This is a genomic window from Streptomyces sp. NPDC005070, from assembly GCF_053600395.1.
In genome coordinates, this window is sequence record NZ_JBSFZS010000147.1 from 1 (window position 1) to 15,836 (window position 15,836).

Consider the following 15,836-nt stretch of genomic DNA (forward strand, 5'->3'; position numbering starts at 1 on the left):
GGGCATCGATGTACCGGCACGGCCCCTCACGCCGGATCCCGGCCGCGGGTGCGTCCTGGTGGCGGGGGGGCAGGGGTGGCGGGGGGGGTGGTGGGGGGCGGGTCAGTCGAAGCGGATGTGGCGCACGCTCGTCCGCGCCCGCCGCAGGCGTCCGCGCAGGGCACTGTCGCGGTTCGGCGTGAGTGTCAGCCCGGCGAGGACCGCTATGCGGTCGGCGGTCCTGGCGACCGTCGTCCCGTCGGTCCACAGATGCTCGGCGAACTCCGGCTCGCGCAGCCGCTCCAGACAGTGGTCGAGTTGCCCCACGGCCCAGCTCTCGCGCCGCAACGGGGCGTCCTTTCCGGCGACATGGCCCACGAAATGCCCGAAGCCGCGTTCGCGCAGCCGCCGCAGGACGGTCTCGCGCTCGGCCAGCAGCGTGAAGTGCCGTACGTCGTGGCCCCGTTCACGAAGCCGTCCGATCGTCTCCGCGAAGTACGCGGGGTTCGTGACCGTCATGGGGGCGATGACCACACCGTCCCGTTTGCCGAGCGCGAGGTCGAGCACCTCGACCACGCCCTGCCGCCAGGACACCAAGTCCTGGAAATCCCCGCGGAGTTCGGGCGGAAGCATGCGGTGCAGGCCGAAACCGGCGTGTTCGGGATCGCAGATGACGCTGCCGGGCAGCCGGCGCCGGATCTCGTGCGCGGTCTGTGTCTTGCCGCCCCCGAAGGGCCCGTTGATCCACAGGAGCATGCGCAGACCCTAGTGCGCGCCGGTCACGTCCCGGTCACGTCTCCGTGCCCACCCCGGACGCCGGCCGGACGGCGCGCGGACCACCGGCCGGACGGCGCGCGGGCCGCGGCGCGGCTTCGCACGTCAGCCGAGGCCGCCCGCCCGGACGATTCCCGTCTCGTAGGCGAGGACGACCACCTGCACCCGGTCGCGCAGTCCCAGCTTGGTGAGAATGCGCCCGACATGGGTCTTCACGGTGGCTTCCGAGAGGACGAGACGGGCCGCGATCTCCCCGTTGGACAGGCCCTGCGCGACGAGGATCATGACCTCGCGCTCGCGCTCTGTGAGCCGTTCGAGCCCCTTGTGCTGGGGCTCCTTGCCCGCGTTGGGCAGCAGCGGCGCGAACCGGTCGAGTAGCCGCCGGGTGGTCGACGGCGCGACCACGGCGTCGCCGCTGTGCACGGAACGGATGGCGGCGAGCAGCTCGCCCGGGGGCACGTCCTTGAGCATGAAGCCGGAGGCGCCCGCCTTCAGTCCGGAGAACGCGTACTCGTCGAGGTCGAAGGTGGTCAGGATCAGCACCTTCGGCGGGTTCGGGTCCGAACAGATGCGGCGGGTGGTCTCCACGCCGTCGAGCTTCGGCATGCGTACGTCCATGAGGACCACGTCGACCTCGGTGGCGGCCAGCACCTGCAGGGCCTCGACGCCGTCGCCCGCCTCGGCCACGACCTCCATGTCCGGCTGGGCGGCGAGCACCATCCGGAAGCCGGTGCGCAGCAGCACCTGGTCGTCGACGAGCATCACGCGGATCGCCATCGGGGGGCCTTTCACAAAGTCGGGGCCGGTCCTCGGACCGGGTGTGTACAGGTGTCAGTGGGCCGCTTTGAGCGGCAGCAGGGCGCTGATGCGGAAACCCCCGCCGGGGCGCGGCCCCGCGTCCAGGGTGCCGCCGACCATGCCGACGCGCTCCCGCATGCCGATCAGGCCGTGGCCCTGCCCGTCGGCGCCGCCCTCCTCGTACAGCTCGTGGGGGGCCCCCTTGCCGTCGTCCTCGACGAGCAGACCGAGGCCGTCGTCGAAGTAGACCAGACGCACGCTCGCGCCCGTGTTCGGGCCTCCGTGCTTGCGGGTGTTGGTCAGCGCCTCCTGGACGATGCGGTACGCCGTGAGCTCGACACCGCTGGGCAGCGGGCGCGGGGTGCCCTCCACCTTGAAGTCGACGGGCAGGCCCGAGGTGCGGCACTGCTCGATGAGGTCGTCGAGCTGTTCGACGTCGGGCTGCGGCACGTACTCGCCGACCTCCTGGTGCTCGCCGGTGCGCAGCACGCCGAGCAGCCGGCGCATCTCGGCGAGGGCCTGCCTGCCGGTCCCCGAGATGGTCTCCAGCGCCTTCCTGGCCTGCTCCGGGGCGGTGTCCATGACGTATGCGGCGCCGTCGGCCTGAACCACCATCACCGAGACGTTGTGCGCGACGACGTCGTGCAGCTCGCGCGCGATCCGGGCGCGCTCGGCGGCGACCGCGACCTTGGCCTGCGCCTCGCGCTCCTTCTCCAGACGGGCGGCCCGCTCCTCCAGTTGCGCGAGGTAGGCGCGGCGGGTGCGGATCGAGTCGCCGAGCACCCAGGCGAGCGCGAACGGAACGGTCTGGAAGATCGCTATGAAGACGCCGCCCGGTCCGCTGACCTCGTGCGCGGGCCAGCGGAGCTGCGCGAGCGTGCCCGCGCACAGACCGCCGACCAGCGCGAGCCGGGAGGCCCAGCGGGCTCCGTTCGCGGCGACCGTGTAGATGATCACCAGCATCGCGAAGTCCTCGGGCGCCGACGGGACGTCCAGGACCAGTTGTGCGAGGCCCGCCGCCACGGCCAGGACCAGCATCTTCTCCGGCATGCGGCGGCGCAGCGCGACGACCGCGCTCAGCGCGACGGCGATCGGGAGCGCCGTGGCGGTCGACGACGGACCCGTCGCGGCGCCGTTGACATTGCTGATGCTCACCAAGGAGATCCCGAGGAGGGCGACGGCCCAGAAGCTGTCGACCCATGTCGGGTACCTGCGGAGAAGGTCATAGAGGCGCTGCACGTAACCCAGAGTAGGGAGGCGCGCGGTGTGCCCGGGTCAACCGGAGGACCGATCCGGGACCGCTCCTCGTACTCCCCAAGGTGGATGTCCCCCGCTCCGGGGCACCGGGAAGCCGCCCCGAGAGGCCCCGGGGCTTGGCCTAGCCTGGCCCGGTGGACGGTGCGGTGGCGGGTGAGTGGCGTGGGTGGCGCGAGGCGACGGAGGAGGCCCTGTACGGGCCCCGGGGCTTCTATCGCCGGCCCGAGGGACCGGCGGGGCACTTCCGGACCTCGGTGCACGCCTCCCCGCTGTTCGCGGGGGCTGTGGCGCGGCTGCTGTGCCGCCTCGACACGGCGCTCGGCCATCCGGACCCGCTGGCCTTCGTGGACATGGCGGCCGGTCGCGGCGAGCTGGTGACCGGCGTCCTCGCCGCCCTCCCCGCCGAGGTGGCCGGCCGGGTGCGCGCGTACGCCGTCGAGCGGGCGGACCGGCCGGACGGCCTCGACCGGCGGATCTCGTGGCTCGGCGAGCCGCCACGGGGGATCACTGGGCTGCTGTTCGCCAACGAGTGGCTGGACAACGTGCCCGTGGACGTCGCCGAGATCGGCCCGGACGGAGCGGCGCGGCGGGTCCTCGTCCGCGCCGACGGAACCGAACGCCTCGGAGAACCGGTCACCGGGCAGGACGCCCGATGGCTGCGGACCTGGTGGTGGCCCCGGCCCGGCGACGGCCCCGTATCCGTACAAGAAGCACCCCACCCACCGGGGGCGGGCGCGGCTCCCGAGGCGCCCTCGGCTCCCATTGGGGGCGCGCGTGCCGAGATCGGGCTCCCCCGGGATCTCGCCTGGGCCTCCGCCGTGGCCGCGCTCGACCGGGGACTCGCCGTCGCCGTCGACTACGCGCACCTCGCGGGCGTACGGCCGCCCTTCGGGACCCTCACCGGCTTCCGGGAGGGACGCGAGACGGCACCGGTGCCGGACGGCTCGTGCGACATCACCGCGCATGTGGCGCTCGACGCGTGCGCGCTGCCCGGGGGCCGCGTGGTGACCCAGCGCGCGGCGCTGCGCGCGCTGGGCGTGAGCGGCGCCCGCCCCCCGCTCGCCCTCGCGTCGACGGACCCCGCCGCCTATGTGCGCGCCCTCGCGGGCGCCGGACAGGCGGCGGAACTCACCGCGCCGGGCGGGCTGGGCGACTTCGGCTGGCTGGTCCAGCCCGTCGGCTTCCCCGACGGGCTCCGGGACTCCCCCGACGCCGTCCTGCGCGAGGCCCTACTTGTCGATGTCCCCGACCACGAAGAACAGTGACCCGAGGATCGCCACCATGTCGGCGACGAGCGTCCCGGGCAGCAGCTCGGTGAGCGCCTGGATGTTGTTGAAGGACGCGGAGCGCAGCTTCAGCCGGTACGGGGTCTTCTCGCCCTTGCTGACGAGGTAGTAGCCGTTGATGCCGAGCGGGTTCTCGGTCCAGGCGTACGTGTGCCCCTCGGGCGCCTTCAGGACCTTCGGCAGGCGCTGGTTGACCGGGCCGGGCGGCAGCTCGACGAGCCGGTCCAGACAGGCGTCCGCGAGGTCCAGGGCATTGTGCGTCTGTTCCAGGAGGCACTCGAAGCGGGCCAGGCAGTCGCCCTCCTCGCGCGTGACGACCTTCAGGGTGTCCTGGAGCTCCCCGTAGGCCAGATAGGGCTCGTCGCGGCGCAGGTCGAAGTCGACGCCGGAGGCCCGCGCGATGGGGCCGCTCACCCCGTACGCGTGCACGGCCCGCGGAGCGAGCACGCCCACCCCGCGCGTACGCCCCCGGAAGATCTCGTTGCCGAGCACCAGGTCGTCGTACACGCCCATCCGCGCGCGCAGAGCGGCGACGCAGGCACGCGCGCGTGTGGTCCATCCGGCCGGAAGGTCCTCCTTGAGGCCGCCGACGCGGTTGAACATGTAGTGCATGCGCCCGCCGGAGACCTCCTCCATGACGTGCTGGAGCTCCTCGCGCTCCGTGAAGGCGTAGAAGATCGGGGTGATCCCGCCGAGCTCCAGGGGATAGGAGCCGAGGAACATCAGGTGGTTCAGGACCCGGTTGAGCTCCGCGAGCAGCGTGCGCGTCCACACCGCGCGCGGGGGGACCTCCATGCCGAGCATCCGCTCCACCGCGAGAACGACGCCCAGTTCGTTCGAGAAGGCCGACAGCCAGTCGTGGCGGTTGGCGAGCATGATGATCTGGCGGTAGTCGCGTGCCTCGAAGAGCTTCTCGGCGCCGCGGTGCATGTAGCCGATGACCGGCTCCGCGTGCCGGATCCGCTCACCGTCGAGTACGAGCCGCAGTCGCAGCACGCCATGGGTCGAGGGGTGCTGGGGGCCGATGTTGAGCACCATGTCGGTGCTCTCGGCCGCGCCGCCGATGCCGACCATGGTCTCCGTCGTGGGAGTCATGGCCACAGTCTCTCGTACGTACGCTTGCCGCATGGAGACGGGGAGCGCGCGGACCGAGGAGAGCGTCCCGGGGGAGCCGGTCTGGACCGGACTGCCTCCGGGGCTGCTGCGTATGCGACGGCTGTTGCTGGTGGTGTGGCTGGGGCTCCTGACGATCGCCGTCGGGCTGCTCCTCGCCCTGTTCGCAGGTCCGGGCTGGGCTGCCTTCGCCCTGCTGCCGCTCGCCCTCGTCGCGTGGGGCTGGCGCATGCTGGGGCGCAACTGGCGCTCCTGGCGGTACGCGGAGCGCGCGGACGACCTGCTGATCAGCCGGGGCGTGCTGTGGCGTGAGGAGACCGTGGTGCCGTACGGGCGCATGCAGCTCGTCGAGGTGACCTCCGGTCCGCTGGAACGTCACTTCGGGCTCGCCAGTGTGCAGCTCCACACGGCCGCCGCGGCCACCGACGCGTGCATCCCGGGTCTCGACCCGGCCGAGGCCGAGCGATTGCGGGACCGGCTGACCGAACTGGGCGAGGCACGATCGGCGGGCCTGTGAGCACGGCCTCCCCGGACTCCTCGGGCCCCCCGTCCGCCGCGTCCGGCGCCCTCCCCGGTACACCGGCCGTGCCGGGCGACGGCGCGTCCGTGGCGGAGGCGAAGCCGTTGTCCGAGCGGCGGCTGCACCCCGTGACGCCGTTCCGGCGGGCCTGGGCCCCGGTCGCGGTCCTCGCCGGCTGGGCCGTCCACGACCCGGGCCAGGCACAGGAGCAGATCTCCCGGCTCACGACGACCGCACTGCTCCTGGGGCTCGTGGTGATCGTGCCGGGCGCCGCTCTCTACGGCTTCCTGAGCTGGTGGTTCACCCACTTCGCGGTGACCGACACCGAACTGCGCATCCGTACCGGCCTGTTGTTCCGCCGCACCGCGCACATCCGGCTCGAACGGCTCCAGGCCGTCGACATCACGCAGCCGCTGCTGGCCCGCGTCGCGGGCGTAGCCAAGCTCAAGCTCGATGTCGTCGGCGCCGACCGGAAGGACGAGCTGGCCTATCTGGGCGAGGGCGAGGCCCGGCGGCTGCGTGCCGAACTCCTCGCCCGCGCGGCCGGGTTCGCGCCCGAGTCCGCCCACGAGGTCGGCGAGGCACCGGTCCGGCGGCTGCTGCACGTCCCGCCCGCCGCCCTCGCCGCCTCCCTGCTGCTCACCGGCGCCACCTGGGCGTCCCTGGTCGCCGCGCTCGTCGTGCCGACGCTGCTGTGGTTCGCCACGCACAGCGCCTGGACGGTGCTGGCGACCGGACTGCCCCTGCTCGGCGCGGCGGGCGCGAGCAGCGTCGGACGGTTCGTCGGCGAGTACGACTGGACGGTGGGCGAGTCGCCCGACGGCCTGCGCATCGACCACGGGCTCCTGGACCGTACGCACGAGACGGTGCCGCCCGGACGGGTGCAGACCGTGCGGATCGTCGAACCCCTGCTGTGGCGCGGCCGATGGGTGCGGGTCGAACTGGACGTGGCCGGGTCGTCGAACTCGGTCCTCGTGCCCGTCGCTCCGCGCGAGGTCGCCGAGGCCGTGATCGCCGCCGTGCTGCCCGGCGTGACCGTTCCCGCGTCCCTGGACCGGCCGCCGCGACGGGCCGGCTGGTGCGTGCCGTTCTGGTGGCGCGGGTACGGACTCGCGGTCACCGGCACCGTGTTCGCCGCGCGCCGCGGGCTGTTGCGGCGCCGCCTCCATCTCGTCCCGCACGCCAAGGTGCAGAGCGTCCGGCTGACGCAGGGGCCCTGGGAGCGCTTCAAGGGGCTCGCCGACGTCCACATCGACGCCGGCGCCGGCAAGACGGTGACGGCGCGGCTGCGGAGCGCCGAGGAGGCGGCGGCCCTCCTCCAGGCGCAGGCGGACCGGTCCCGCACGGGACGCCGGGAGGCCCGGCCGGACCGCTGGATGGCCTGAGGCCCCACGCCGACGGGTGGAAACGGGTGAGGGCAGTGGCTTCGTGCCACTGCCCTCACCCGTCGCGCCTACGCGGCTTCGGTCACGCCCGCTCGGCCGCCCCGCGGATCAGGAGGCCGCGCTCCGCAGCCCCGTCATATCGATGTGCTCGGTCTCGTCGTGCTCGGTCAGGTCGATGACCTGGCGGTCGGCACCCTCCGAAGCCCCGCCCTCGGGCCTGGCCCCGGACTCGGCCTCGTGCGCGGCGAGCGCCTCCTGACCGACCACGTCGGCGAGGTCCTCGTTCTGCACGGCCTCCACAGCGGCGGCGTCGGACTCCTCCTGCTGCGTACCGAAGAAGTCGAACCCTCCCTCGACCGAGGGGCGGCGCACCGGCGCGGACTGCGGGACGACGGCCACCGCCGTGGGCACAGTGAAGTGCCCGGAGCGCTGGGCGGACTTGGCGGGCGGCAGCGCCGCGCGCGCCGGAGGCGCCGCCACGGCCCGGCGGGCCCGCTCGGGTGCGGCGGACGACGGCTCGGCGTCGGCGGCCGCGCGCTGGTGCTCGCGGGCCGCCTCGGGCTTCCCCTGCGCCCCACCCGCTTCCGCGACGGAGTCCGCGGACGGACCCGTCCCGGCGGCCGGAGTGTTCCTCGGGGCGGCCTCGCCGTTCGCGGCCGTGTCCCGCTCGGCCACCCGGTCCCGCTCGGCCACCCGGTCCCTCGTGGCGACCAGGTTCTTCGTGGCGGCCGCGCCCTTCTGCAGCGCCGCGCGCTTCTTCGCCGCCGCGTCCCGCTCGACAGCCGCGTCCAGCGCGGACCCGCCCGGAGCGGGCACGTCGTTCAGGGACCTGGCGGTCGCGGAGCGGGTCTCGGGAGCCTTGGCCGAAGCGGTGCCGGGGGCGGCGGTTTCGCGGTCCGCGTCCGGCAGCGCGAGCGCCACGGACGTCGATGCCGTCCCGGCCTCGGCGCCCTCCGCCTGCGGGGCGTCGCCCGCCGTCCGGTTCAACGCCGCTCCGGCCCGCAGGAAGAGCGACGACCCGGCCGGGGAGAAGGCCTCGGGGGACTCGTCGGTCCCGGCACCGGCCTCCGCCTTCGCGTCCTCGTCGTCCTCCGCCTCGGGGGCCGAGTCGTCGTCGGGTGCCATGAAGGCCTCGATGGCGTCCGACCGGCTCACGGACGCGGACACCCCGCCCCCGGAACCCTCGGACGGATCTGTCTCCTCGGATGCCTCGGACGGTGCCGGGTCCTCGGACGCGTCCGGCTCCCCGGACGTCTCGACCGTCTCGGCTCTCCCGTTCGTGTCCTGCTCGTCCACCACTCCGGAGGAGTCCGGAGCGTCCTGGAGGTCCGGCGTGTCGCCCGAGTCCGGCGTGCCGGAGGAGTCCTGGGTCTCGATCCCGTCCGGGGCCGTCCGCGCGGCCGGCAGGGCGCGGGCGGGCACCGAAGCCTCTATGGCGAGCTGCCGGCGCCCCTCCAGAGCGGTGGCCCGCTCCGTCTCGGCCGTGGCGTACCGCCGCAGCAGCGCCGCGTGCTCGTTGCGCAGGCCGGCCAGCTCGGTGCGCTTGGCGCGCAGCTTCTGCTCGAGCTTGGCGCGCAGTTCGCGCGACTCGTCGAGGTCCGTCTCCAGTTCGGCGACGCGCTCCTCATGACGCCACTCGTCGCTCGCCCGCGCGCGCGTGAGGTCGGCGACACGTTTGCCCGCCGCGCTGTCCCAGCGGCGCAGGACGACCGCGCTGACGACCGCCGTCGCCGCGGCACCCGCGGCCAGGACACGGAGCGCGAACGCGTCCGTGAACAGCCAGGGTCCTATGGCGCAGACGAGCGACACACCGGCGATCGCCGAAGAAGGCAGCACCCTGTGCAAGGGAGGGGAATGGCGGTGGCGTCCACGTGGCATGGCCAGAAACTTACCGCGCGTAGGCGAATCTTGGTGCCCCGCCCGGTAAAAACCCAGTGTCCCCGGAGGCTTTGTCCTGTACCAGGCACCTACAGGGCACACCGCTTGTCCCACAAAGCCCGTCCCGCCCCCCGATCGCACCGGCGCCACGATCAATTCCACGGGCTCCCGACAGTTCCCGAATCGTCATCGCCGGGGTGCGGCATTCCTCCGGGGGACGGCATTTCCCGACGCCGGACAACCCAATTCGTCCGCGGGGCACGAGGGCGTGTCCGGGCCCGGCCCGGCAGGGCTCAGCGGTCGCTCAGGCGTCCGCTGAGCCACTGGAGGGCACCCGGGATCTCCCGCCGCCAGGTGTTGAAGTTGTGGCCGCCGCTGTCGAGGATGATCGACGAGATCCGGGTGAGCTTCCTGGATTTCACGAGGTCTATGAAGTCGAGCGTGGCCTGGTAGTTGGATTCGCCCGCCTTGCTGCTGGTGACGAGGAGCGAGGTGTCCGGGGCGGGCCTGTTCTTCAGGTACCAGCGCAGATCGGCGCTGTCACGCAGGGTCTTGTCACCCTGGAAGAGATCGCCCGTCGTCCGGTCGATCGGCGCCTTGTAGTACGGCGACAGGCCGACGCCCGCCGCGTACACCCCGGGGTGGTGGACGGCGAGTTTCAGCGCGCAGTACCCGCCCGTCGAGTCGCCGATGATGCCCCAGCTCCGGGGATTTCCGCCCGCACGGTAGTGCGCCGACACCGCCTCGGGCAGGTCCTTGGCGAAGAAGGACTCGGTCTGCGGACCGCCGGGGATGTCCACGCACTCGGTGTCCCGCGGCGGAGCGACGGTCGGCCGCAGCATCACCAGGATCATCGGCTGGGTCCTGCCCTCCTTGACCAAACGATTCGCCGTCTGCGGGAAGTGCAGGGCCTTGATGAGCGCCTTGGCCGTGCCGGGATAGCCGGTCAGCACGGTGACCACCGGGAACGTACGGGTGCGGTACCGCGGCTGGAAGTACTCCGGCGGCAGATAGACGTACGCCGGTGTGGCGATCCGGGTCGTACGGCCGACGATGTCGATCTTCTGGACCTGGCCGCCGGTCTGCGGCCGCGCGCCGCCCGAGACGCCCACCTGCTCGGTGTCCACGACCTGGAGGGGGCCGCCGCCCGGCCCGTTCGCGCCGTCGTGGTCGACGACCACCCCCTCGCCGCTCTCCCGGCCGAGGAGATCCGCCCAGCTCGCGTAGAACCCGAACGCCTGGTTGGCGCACAGCCCGATGGAGGCGAAGAGCATCACCTGGGTGGCCAGCAGCAGCCCGACACGCCCGCTGACGGACTGCCAGGTACGCCTGGCGAGGCGGGGCCACCACCACACCGTGCCGACGAAAAGCAGTACGGCGAGCAGCACCGCCAATGCCAGCATCTTGTTGCTCGTGAGACCCATGGGGTGCACCGCCTGCGCTTTCCGTCCGGGTGGGTCCCACCCATTGGCGAGGCCTTGCCCTGGACTTTCCTTGCCTTTTGAACCGGCTTTCCGGAAGGGAGTGAACCTGTCTCCCCAAGACACCGTCCTAGAGGGCGCAATGTCGCCGGATGCCGGAATGGCACCGGATTCAAGGTCTCTCGCGGAACCACGGGATGCGATGTCTGTCAGGGTAGATGGGGAATTGTCGGGTGGGGTTCCGGGCCGGACAGGCCGGACACGGCGCGTACTGCGCGGTCCGAGCCCGGAGGTGGTCCCCGCCCTGATCGCCAGGGCCTGCACACTCGTAGGTCTCCTGGACGTCGCCGCGGGCGTCTTCCCGCGCTTCCGTCACAGCCGTATGCACGCCCTGGCCGAGGTGCTGCCCGGCTCGTTCGGGCCCTTCGCCGCGGCGCTGTCGCTCAGCGCCGGCGTGCTCCTGCTGCTGCTCGCCCACGGGCTGCGGCGCCGCAAGCGCCGCGCGTGGCGCGCCGCGGTGCTGCTGCTGCCCGCGGGCGCCGCCGCGCAGTTCGCGTACCGCCACTCGGTGATCGGCGTCGTCATCTCGGCCGCGCTGCTCCTGCCGCTGCTGCGCCACCGCGACGAGTTCGCCGCGCTGCCCGATCCACGCAGCCGCTGGCGCGCGCTCGCCAACTTCGTACTCATGGGCGCCGGTTCCCTCGTCCTCGGACTCGTCATCGTCAGCGTCCACGAGGACCGCATGATCGGCGACCCGAGCCTGGCCGACCGGATCAGTCACGTCCTGTACGGCCTGGTCGGCTTCGAGGGCCCCGTCGACTACGCGGGACCCACCTCCTGGACCGTCGCCTTCTCCCTCGGCGCGCTCGGCTGGCTCACCGCCGTCACGACCGTCTACCTCGCCTTCCGGCCCGAACACCCCGCCGCCCGCCTCACGGAGGACGACGAGGCCCGGCTGCGCGTCCTCTTGGACAAGCACGGCGGCCGCGACTCCCTCGGCCACTTCGCGCTCCGCCGCGACAAGGCGGTCGTCTTCTCACCCAGCGGCAAGGCGGCGGTCACCTACCGGGTCGTCTCCGGGGTGATGCTCGCCAGCGGTGACCCCATCGGCGACGTGGAGGCCTGGCCCGGCGCGATCGAGCGCTTCATGGACGAGGCCAGGGCGCACTCCTGGACGCCCGCCGTCATGGGCTGCTCCGAGACGGGCGGCGAGGTGTGGACGCGTGAGACCGGCCTCGACGCCCTCGAACTCGGGGACGAGGCGGTGGTGGACGTCGTGGATTTCTCCCTGTCCGGGCGCGCGATGCGAAACGTGCGCCAGATGGTCAAGCGCATCGAACGCGCCGGCTACGAGACCCGGGTACGGCGCATCCGTGACCTCGGCGAAGGCGAGCTGGAGCGGATACGGCGCGCGGCGGAGGACTGGCGCGGCACCGACACCGAACGCGGCTTCTCCATGGCGCTCGGCCGTATCGGTGACCCGTCCGACGGCGACTGTCTGATCGCCACGGCGCACAAGGCCGACGATCCGCCCGGCCCGTACGGCGACCTGAAGGCGGTCCTGCACTTCGTCCCGTGGGGCGCGGACGGCGTGTCGCTCGACCTCATGCGCCGCGACCGCGCCGCCGACCCCGGCATGAACGAACTCCTCATCGTGGCGGCGCTCCAGGCCGCACCCCGACTCGGCATCGACCGGATCTCGCTCAACTTCGCGATGTTCCGCTCGGCGCTCGCGCGCGGCGAGAAGATCGGCGCCGGGCCGGTGCTGCGCGCCTGGCGCGGACTGCTCGTGTTCCTGTCGCGCTGGTTCCAGATCGAGTCGCTGTACAAGTTCAACGCCAAGTTCCGTCCGCGCTGGGAGCCGCGCTTCGTGGTCTACGCCTCCTCGCGCGACCTCCCTCGCATCGGCTTCGCCGCCATGCAGGCCGAGGGCTTCGTGACCCTCGCCCTGCCCCGGATCCTGCGCCGCCGCGCACCGGCCCCGCGCCCCTGCGCCCACGCGGCACCGGAACGGGGGGTCAGGGCGGTGTAGCCGGGAGCGCGGAGACCGGCGGAGGCGACGGAGCACGTACGGGGCGGTGACGCCTCCTGCGGGAGGCCTAGGCTGGACGTATGAGTATTGAGCGCGGGCGCGGCCGAGTCGCGGGACTGCCGACGTGGGACCGCTGCGCGGTCATGGGGGTCGTGAACGTCACCCCCGATTCCTTCTCCGACGGCGGCCGCTGGTTCGACACGACGGCCGCGGTCAAACACGGTCTCGGCCTGGTCGCCGAGGGCGCCGACCTCGTGGACGTGGGCGGCGAGTCCACCCGCCCCGGCGCCACGCGCGTGGACGAGGCCGAGGAGCTCAAGCGGGTCATCCCCGTCGTCCGCGGCCTCGCCTCCGAGGGCGTCGCCGTCTCCGTGGACACGATGCGCGCCTCCGTCGCCGAGCAGTCGCTCGCCGCGGGCGCCGCCCTCGTCAACGACGTCAGCGGCGGACTCGCCGACCCCGCGATGATCCCGGCGGTGGCGGCCGCGGGCGCGCCCTTCGTGGTGATGCACTGGCGCGGCTTCCTGGCCGGCGGGAACGTCCAGGGAGCGTACGAGAACGTCGTCACCGAAGTCCTCGACGAACTCCACGCGCGCGTGGAGGCCGTCCTGGCGGGCGGCATCGCCCCCGACCGCATCGTCGTCGACCCCGGGCTCGGCTTCTCCAAGGACCCCGAGCACGACCTGGCCCTCCTGGCCCACCTCGACCGCCTCCGCGCGCTCGGCCACCCCCTGCTGGTCGCCGCCTCCCGCAAGCGTTTCCTCGGCCGGGTCCTGGCCGGCCCCGAGGGCGCCCCGCCGCCCGCGCGCGAGCGCGACGCCGCCACCGCCGCCGTCTCGGCGATAGCCGCCCAGCAGGGCGCGTGGGCGGTCCGCGTGCACGAGGTGCGGGCCACGGCCGACGCCGTACGGGTCGCCCGCGCCGTCGAGGGCGCGCGGACCGGCGGGCTCACGGACACCACGGGCGGTCCGGCCGCAGAGGGAGCCCGGTGAGCACACCGCGTACCGACGTCGAGCAGGTCGAACTCTCCAACACGGCGTACTACGAGGCGATGGAACGGGGTGACTTCGAGGAACTGACCTCGCTGTGGCTGGCCCCGCTGGACACGTCCGACGACGACTTCGAGGGCGAGGGCGCGGTCGTGTCCTGCGTCCACCCCGGCTGGCCCGTCCTGAACGGCCGCGGCGAGGTGCTCCGCTCGTACGCGCTGATCATGGCGAACACGGAGTACATCCAGTTCTTCCTCACCGATGTGCGCGTGTCCGTGTCCGGCGACACGGCCCTGGTGACCTGCACCGAGAACATCCTCAGCGGCGGTCCCGCACCCGACGAGGGCGAGGAGCTCGGCCCGCTCGTGGGCCAGCTCGTCGTCGCCACGAACGTGTTCCGCCGCACGGCCGACGGCTGGAAGCTCTGGTCCCACCACGCCTCCCCCGTGCTGGCCGAGTCCGGCGAGGAAGAGGACGAGGACACCGCCGGTTGAGTGGGACAAGGCCCTCGGGGACGGGAAGGTGATTGGAATCCCCGGTCCGGGGTAGGGGCGGCTACCAACCCGTGAGCCGCCGCGTTCCCCAGGGGAAACACCCGGTGAAGCCTCGTGGCCTTCACCGGGACGCCCGTCCCCATGGGCGAGCGTTGTCAGTGCCCGCAGGTAGATTCGTTCGAGGCCGGTGTGCCGACCCCACTCGGCGTATGACGGCCCTCACCGACGATTGCAGGAGTGATTCGCGTGGATCGTGTCGCGCTGCGCGGCCTCAAGGCCCGCGGGCACCACGGCGTCTTCGACAAGGAACGCGAGGAGGGGCAGACCTTCATCGTGGACCTGACGCTGGGCCTGGACACCCGCCCGGCCGCGGCCGACGACGACCTGGCGAAGACCGTGCACTACGGCATCGTGGCGGAAGAGGTCGTCGCCGTCGTCGAGGGCGAGCCGGTCGACCTCATCGAGACACTCGCCGCGCGCATCGCCCAGACGTGTCTCGAGCACGAAGGCGTCCAGGAGGTCGAGGTCTGCGTCCACAAACCGGACGCGCCCATCACGGTCCCCTTCGACGACGTGACCGTCACAATCATCCGGAGCCGAGTATGACCGCGTCCTTCACCGAGGGTCAGAGCGACCCGACCGTCCAGCCGGTGCCCGCCTCCGTGGTCGAACAGGTCGACGCCGCCGACACGACGCTGAGCAACCCCAAGCGCGCGGTGATCTCCCTCGGCTCGAACCTGGGCAACCGCCTGGAGAACCTCCAGGGCGCCGTCGACGCCCTGGAGGACACCCCGGGCGTCCGCGTCAAAGCGGTATCCCCCGTCTACGAGACGGAGCCGTGGGGCGTCGAACCGGGCAGCCAGCCCTCGTACTTCAACGCGGTCGTGGTGCTCAGGACCACCCTCCCGCCGTCCTCGCTCCTGGAGCGGGCCCACGCTGTCGAGGAGGCCTTCCACCGCGTGCGGGACGAGCGCTGGGGCCCGCGCACGATCGACGTGGACATCGTGGCGTACGCCGATGTCGTCTCCGACGACCCGGTCCTGACCCTCCCTCACCCGCGCGCGCACGAGCGGGCCTTCGTCCTCGCCCCGTGGCACGACGTGGATCCCGAGGCACGCATCCCCGGCCACGGCGCCGTCGCCGGGCTCCTCGACACCCTCACCCGGGACGGTGTCGCGGCCCGCGCCGACCTGGAACTCCGGCTGCCCGAGTAGTCGTTAAGGTCAAGACGACCACCGGCCGGCCCGACACGGGCCCCGGCCGCACGCGGCTATCGAAGGGACAACGTGAAAGAGCTGCGGATCAGGACACTGGCTGCCGTGTTCGCGGTCGCCGGAGTGCTGTCCTGGGCGGGCGCCCGCCTGTGGAACTCGGTGGGCACACTGCCCCGGGTCCCGCTGGCCGCCCCCATCGTCCTCGCCCTGATCGCGATCGTCCTCCTCGCGACGGCCCTGTCGCTGCGCTCCCGCCTCAAGGCCCAGCGCGAGCGCCGCCCCGGCGCCAAGGGCGTCGATCCGCTGATGGCCGCCCGCGCGGTCGTCTTCGGCCAGGCGAGCGCCCTGGTGGCCGCCCTGGTGGCGGGCCTGTACGGCGGCACCGGCGTGTTCCTCCTGGAATCCCTGGAGGTCCCCGCCCGCCGCGACCAGGCCATCTACGCCGGCTTCTCCGTCCTCGCCGGAATCGGCGTGATAGCGGCCGCCTTCTTCCTGGAGCGCGTCTGCAAGCTCCCGGAGGACGACGACGAACACCACGGCGGCGCGGCCCCGGTGGCGTAGCCACGGCGCCGCGGCCCGGCACCGGGCCGCGGGGTCCAGCGGGGTCCAGCGGGGGGGAGCGGGGTGTTGCGGGGTGCAGCGGGGGGTAGGGGGGCCAGATTTGGGTCATAGCCGGGGTGGGGGTGGGGGCGGGCC

15 protein-coding genes are annotated in these 15,836 nt (G+C 72.9%); 9 read left to right on the top strand and 6 right to left on the bottom strand.

All coding sequences use genetic code 11. The features are described 5' to 3' along the window. Nucleotides 1-102: 102 nt before the first annotated feature. From ACWEBX_RS32480 to ACWEBX_RS32490, 3 genes are all read right to left on the bottom strand, one after another. On the bottom strand, nt 103-735 hold the full coding sequence (locus ACWEBX_RS32480) for an AAA family ATPase (protein ID WP_451888355.1): 633 nt from the start codon (nt 733-735) through the stop codon (nt 103-105). Nucleotides 736-858: 123 nt separating this feature from the next. Beyond that, on the bottom strand, nt 859-1,530 hold the full coding sequence (locus ACWEBX_RS32485; protein WP_355770753.1) for a response regulator transcription factor: 672 nt from the start codon (nt 1,528-1,530) through the stop codon (nt 859-861). 54 nt (nt 1,531-1,584) lie between these two features. Next, nucleotides 1,585-2,790, bottom strand: a complete 1,206-nt coding sequence (locus ACWEBX_RS32490; RefSeq protein ID WP_451888356.1) for a sensor histidine kinase — start codon at nt 2,788-2,790, stop codon at nt 1,585-1,587. Nucleotides 2,791-2,942: 152 nt separating this feature from the next. Here ACWEBX_RS32490 and ACWEBX_RS32495 point away from each other — a divergent pair, with 152 nt between their 5' ends. Continuing rightward, nucleotides 2,943-4,073: an SAM-dependent methyltransferase gene (locus ACWEBX_RS32495; protein WP_451888357.1), complete on the top strand. Its 1,131-nt coding sequence runs from the start codon at nt 2,943-2,945 to the stop codon at nt 4,071-4,073. On the opposite strand, the gene ACWEBX_RS32500 is transcribed toward ACWEBX_RS32495, so the two are convergent. Next, nucleotides 4,038-5,189, bottom strand: a complete 1,152-nt coding sequence (locus ACWEBX_RS32500) for an NADH-quinone oxidoreductase subunit D (RefSeq protein ID WP_451888358.1) — start codon at nt 5,187-5,189, stop codon at nt 4,038-4,040. The two genes, ACWEBX_RS32495 and ACWEBX_RS32500, sit on opposite strands and share 36 nt — an antisense overlap. 31 nt (nt 5,190-5,220) lie before the next feature. On the opposite strand from ACWEBX_RS32500, the gene ACWEBX_RS32505 reads away from it, so the two are divergent. Further along, nucleotides 5,221-5,724, top strand: a complete 504-nt coding sequence (locus ACWEBX_RS32505) for a PH domain-containing protein (protein WP_451888359.1) — start codon at nt 5,221-5,223, stop codon at nt 5,722-5,724. A gap of 68 nt (nt 5,725-5,792) precedes the next feature. Continuing rightward, on the top strand, nt 5,793-7,112 hold the full coding sequence (locus ACWEBX_RS32510; RefSeq protein ID WP_451888368.1) for a PH domain-containing protein: 1,320 nt from the start codon (nt 5,793-5,795) through the stop codon (nt 7,110-7,112). A 108-nt stretch (nt 7,113-7,220) separates the two neighbouring features. Here the strand turns inward: ACWEBX_RS32510 and ACWEBX_RS32515 are convergent, their stop codons facing one another. After that, a complete protein-coding gene (locus tag ACWEBX_RS32515; protein WP_451888360.1) occupies nt 7,221-8,990 on the bottom strand; it encodes a hypothetical protein in 1,770 nt (589 codons plus the stop codon). A gap of 293 nt (nt 8,991-9,283) precedes the next feature. Further along, entirely contained in the window at nt 9,284-10,414 is a 1,131-nt protein-coding gene (locus ACWEBX_RS32520) for an alpha/beta hydrolase (protein ID WP_451888361.1), read from the bottom strand. A 199-nt stretch (nt 10,415-10,613) separates the two neighbouring features. On the opposite strand from ACWEBX_RS32520, the gene ACWEBX_RS32525 reads away from it, so the two are divergent. From ACWEBX_RS32525 to ACWEBX_RS32550, 6 genes are all read left to right on the top strand, one after another. Beyond that, on the top strand, nt 10,614-12,443 hold the full coding sequence (locus ACWEBX_RS32525) for a phosphatidylglycerol lysyltransferase domain-containing protein (RefSeq protein WP_451888362.1): 1,830 nt from the start codon (nt 10,614-10,616) through the stop codon (nt 12,441-12,443). 80 nt (nt 12,444-12,523) lie between these two features. Next, nucleotides 12,524-13,435: a dihydropteroate synthase gene (gene folP, locus ACWEBX_RS32530; RefSeq protein WP_451888363.1), complete on the top strand. Its 912-nt coding sequence runs from the start codon at nt 12,524-12,526 to the stop codon at nt 13,433-13,435. Then, nucleotides 13,432-13,926, top strand: a complete 495-nt coding sequence (locus ACWEBX_RS32535) for a nuclear transport factor 2 family protein (RefSeq protein ID WP_451888364.1) — start codon at nt 13,432-13,434, stop codon at nt 13,924-13,926. The genes folP and ACWEBX_RS32535 overlap by 4 nt, the downstream gene beginning before the upstream one ends. Nucleotides 13,927-14,172: 246 nt before the next feature. Further along, nucleotides 14,173-14,532 carry a dihydroneopterin aldolase gene (gene folB, locus ACWEBX_RS32540; protein WP_451888365.1) on the top strand — a complete coding sequence of 120 codons (360 nt, stop codon included), beginning with the start codon at nt 14,173-14,175 and terminating at the stop codon, nt 14,530-14,532. Then, nucleotides 14,529-15,140 carry a 2-amino-4-hydroxy-6-hydroxymethyldihydropteridine diphosphokinase gene (gene folK / locus ACWEBX_RS32545; RefSeq protein WP_451888366.1) on the top strand — a complete coding sequence of 204 codons (612 nt, stop codon included), beginning with the start codon at nt 14,529-14,531 and terminating at the stop codon, nt 15,138-15,140. The genes folB and folK overlap by 4 nt, the downstream gene beginning before the upstream one ends. A gap of 72 nt (nt 15,141-15,212) precedes the next feature. After that, nucleotides 15,213-15,701 (top strand): DUF3180 domain-containing protein, encoded by a 489-nt coding sequence (locus ACWEBX_RS32550; protein WP_451888367.1) that lies wholly within the window; start codon nt 15,213-15,215, stop codon nt 15,699-15,701. Nucleotides 15,702-15,836 lie beyond the last annotated feature (135 nt).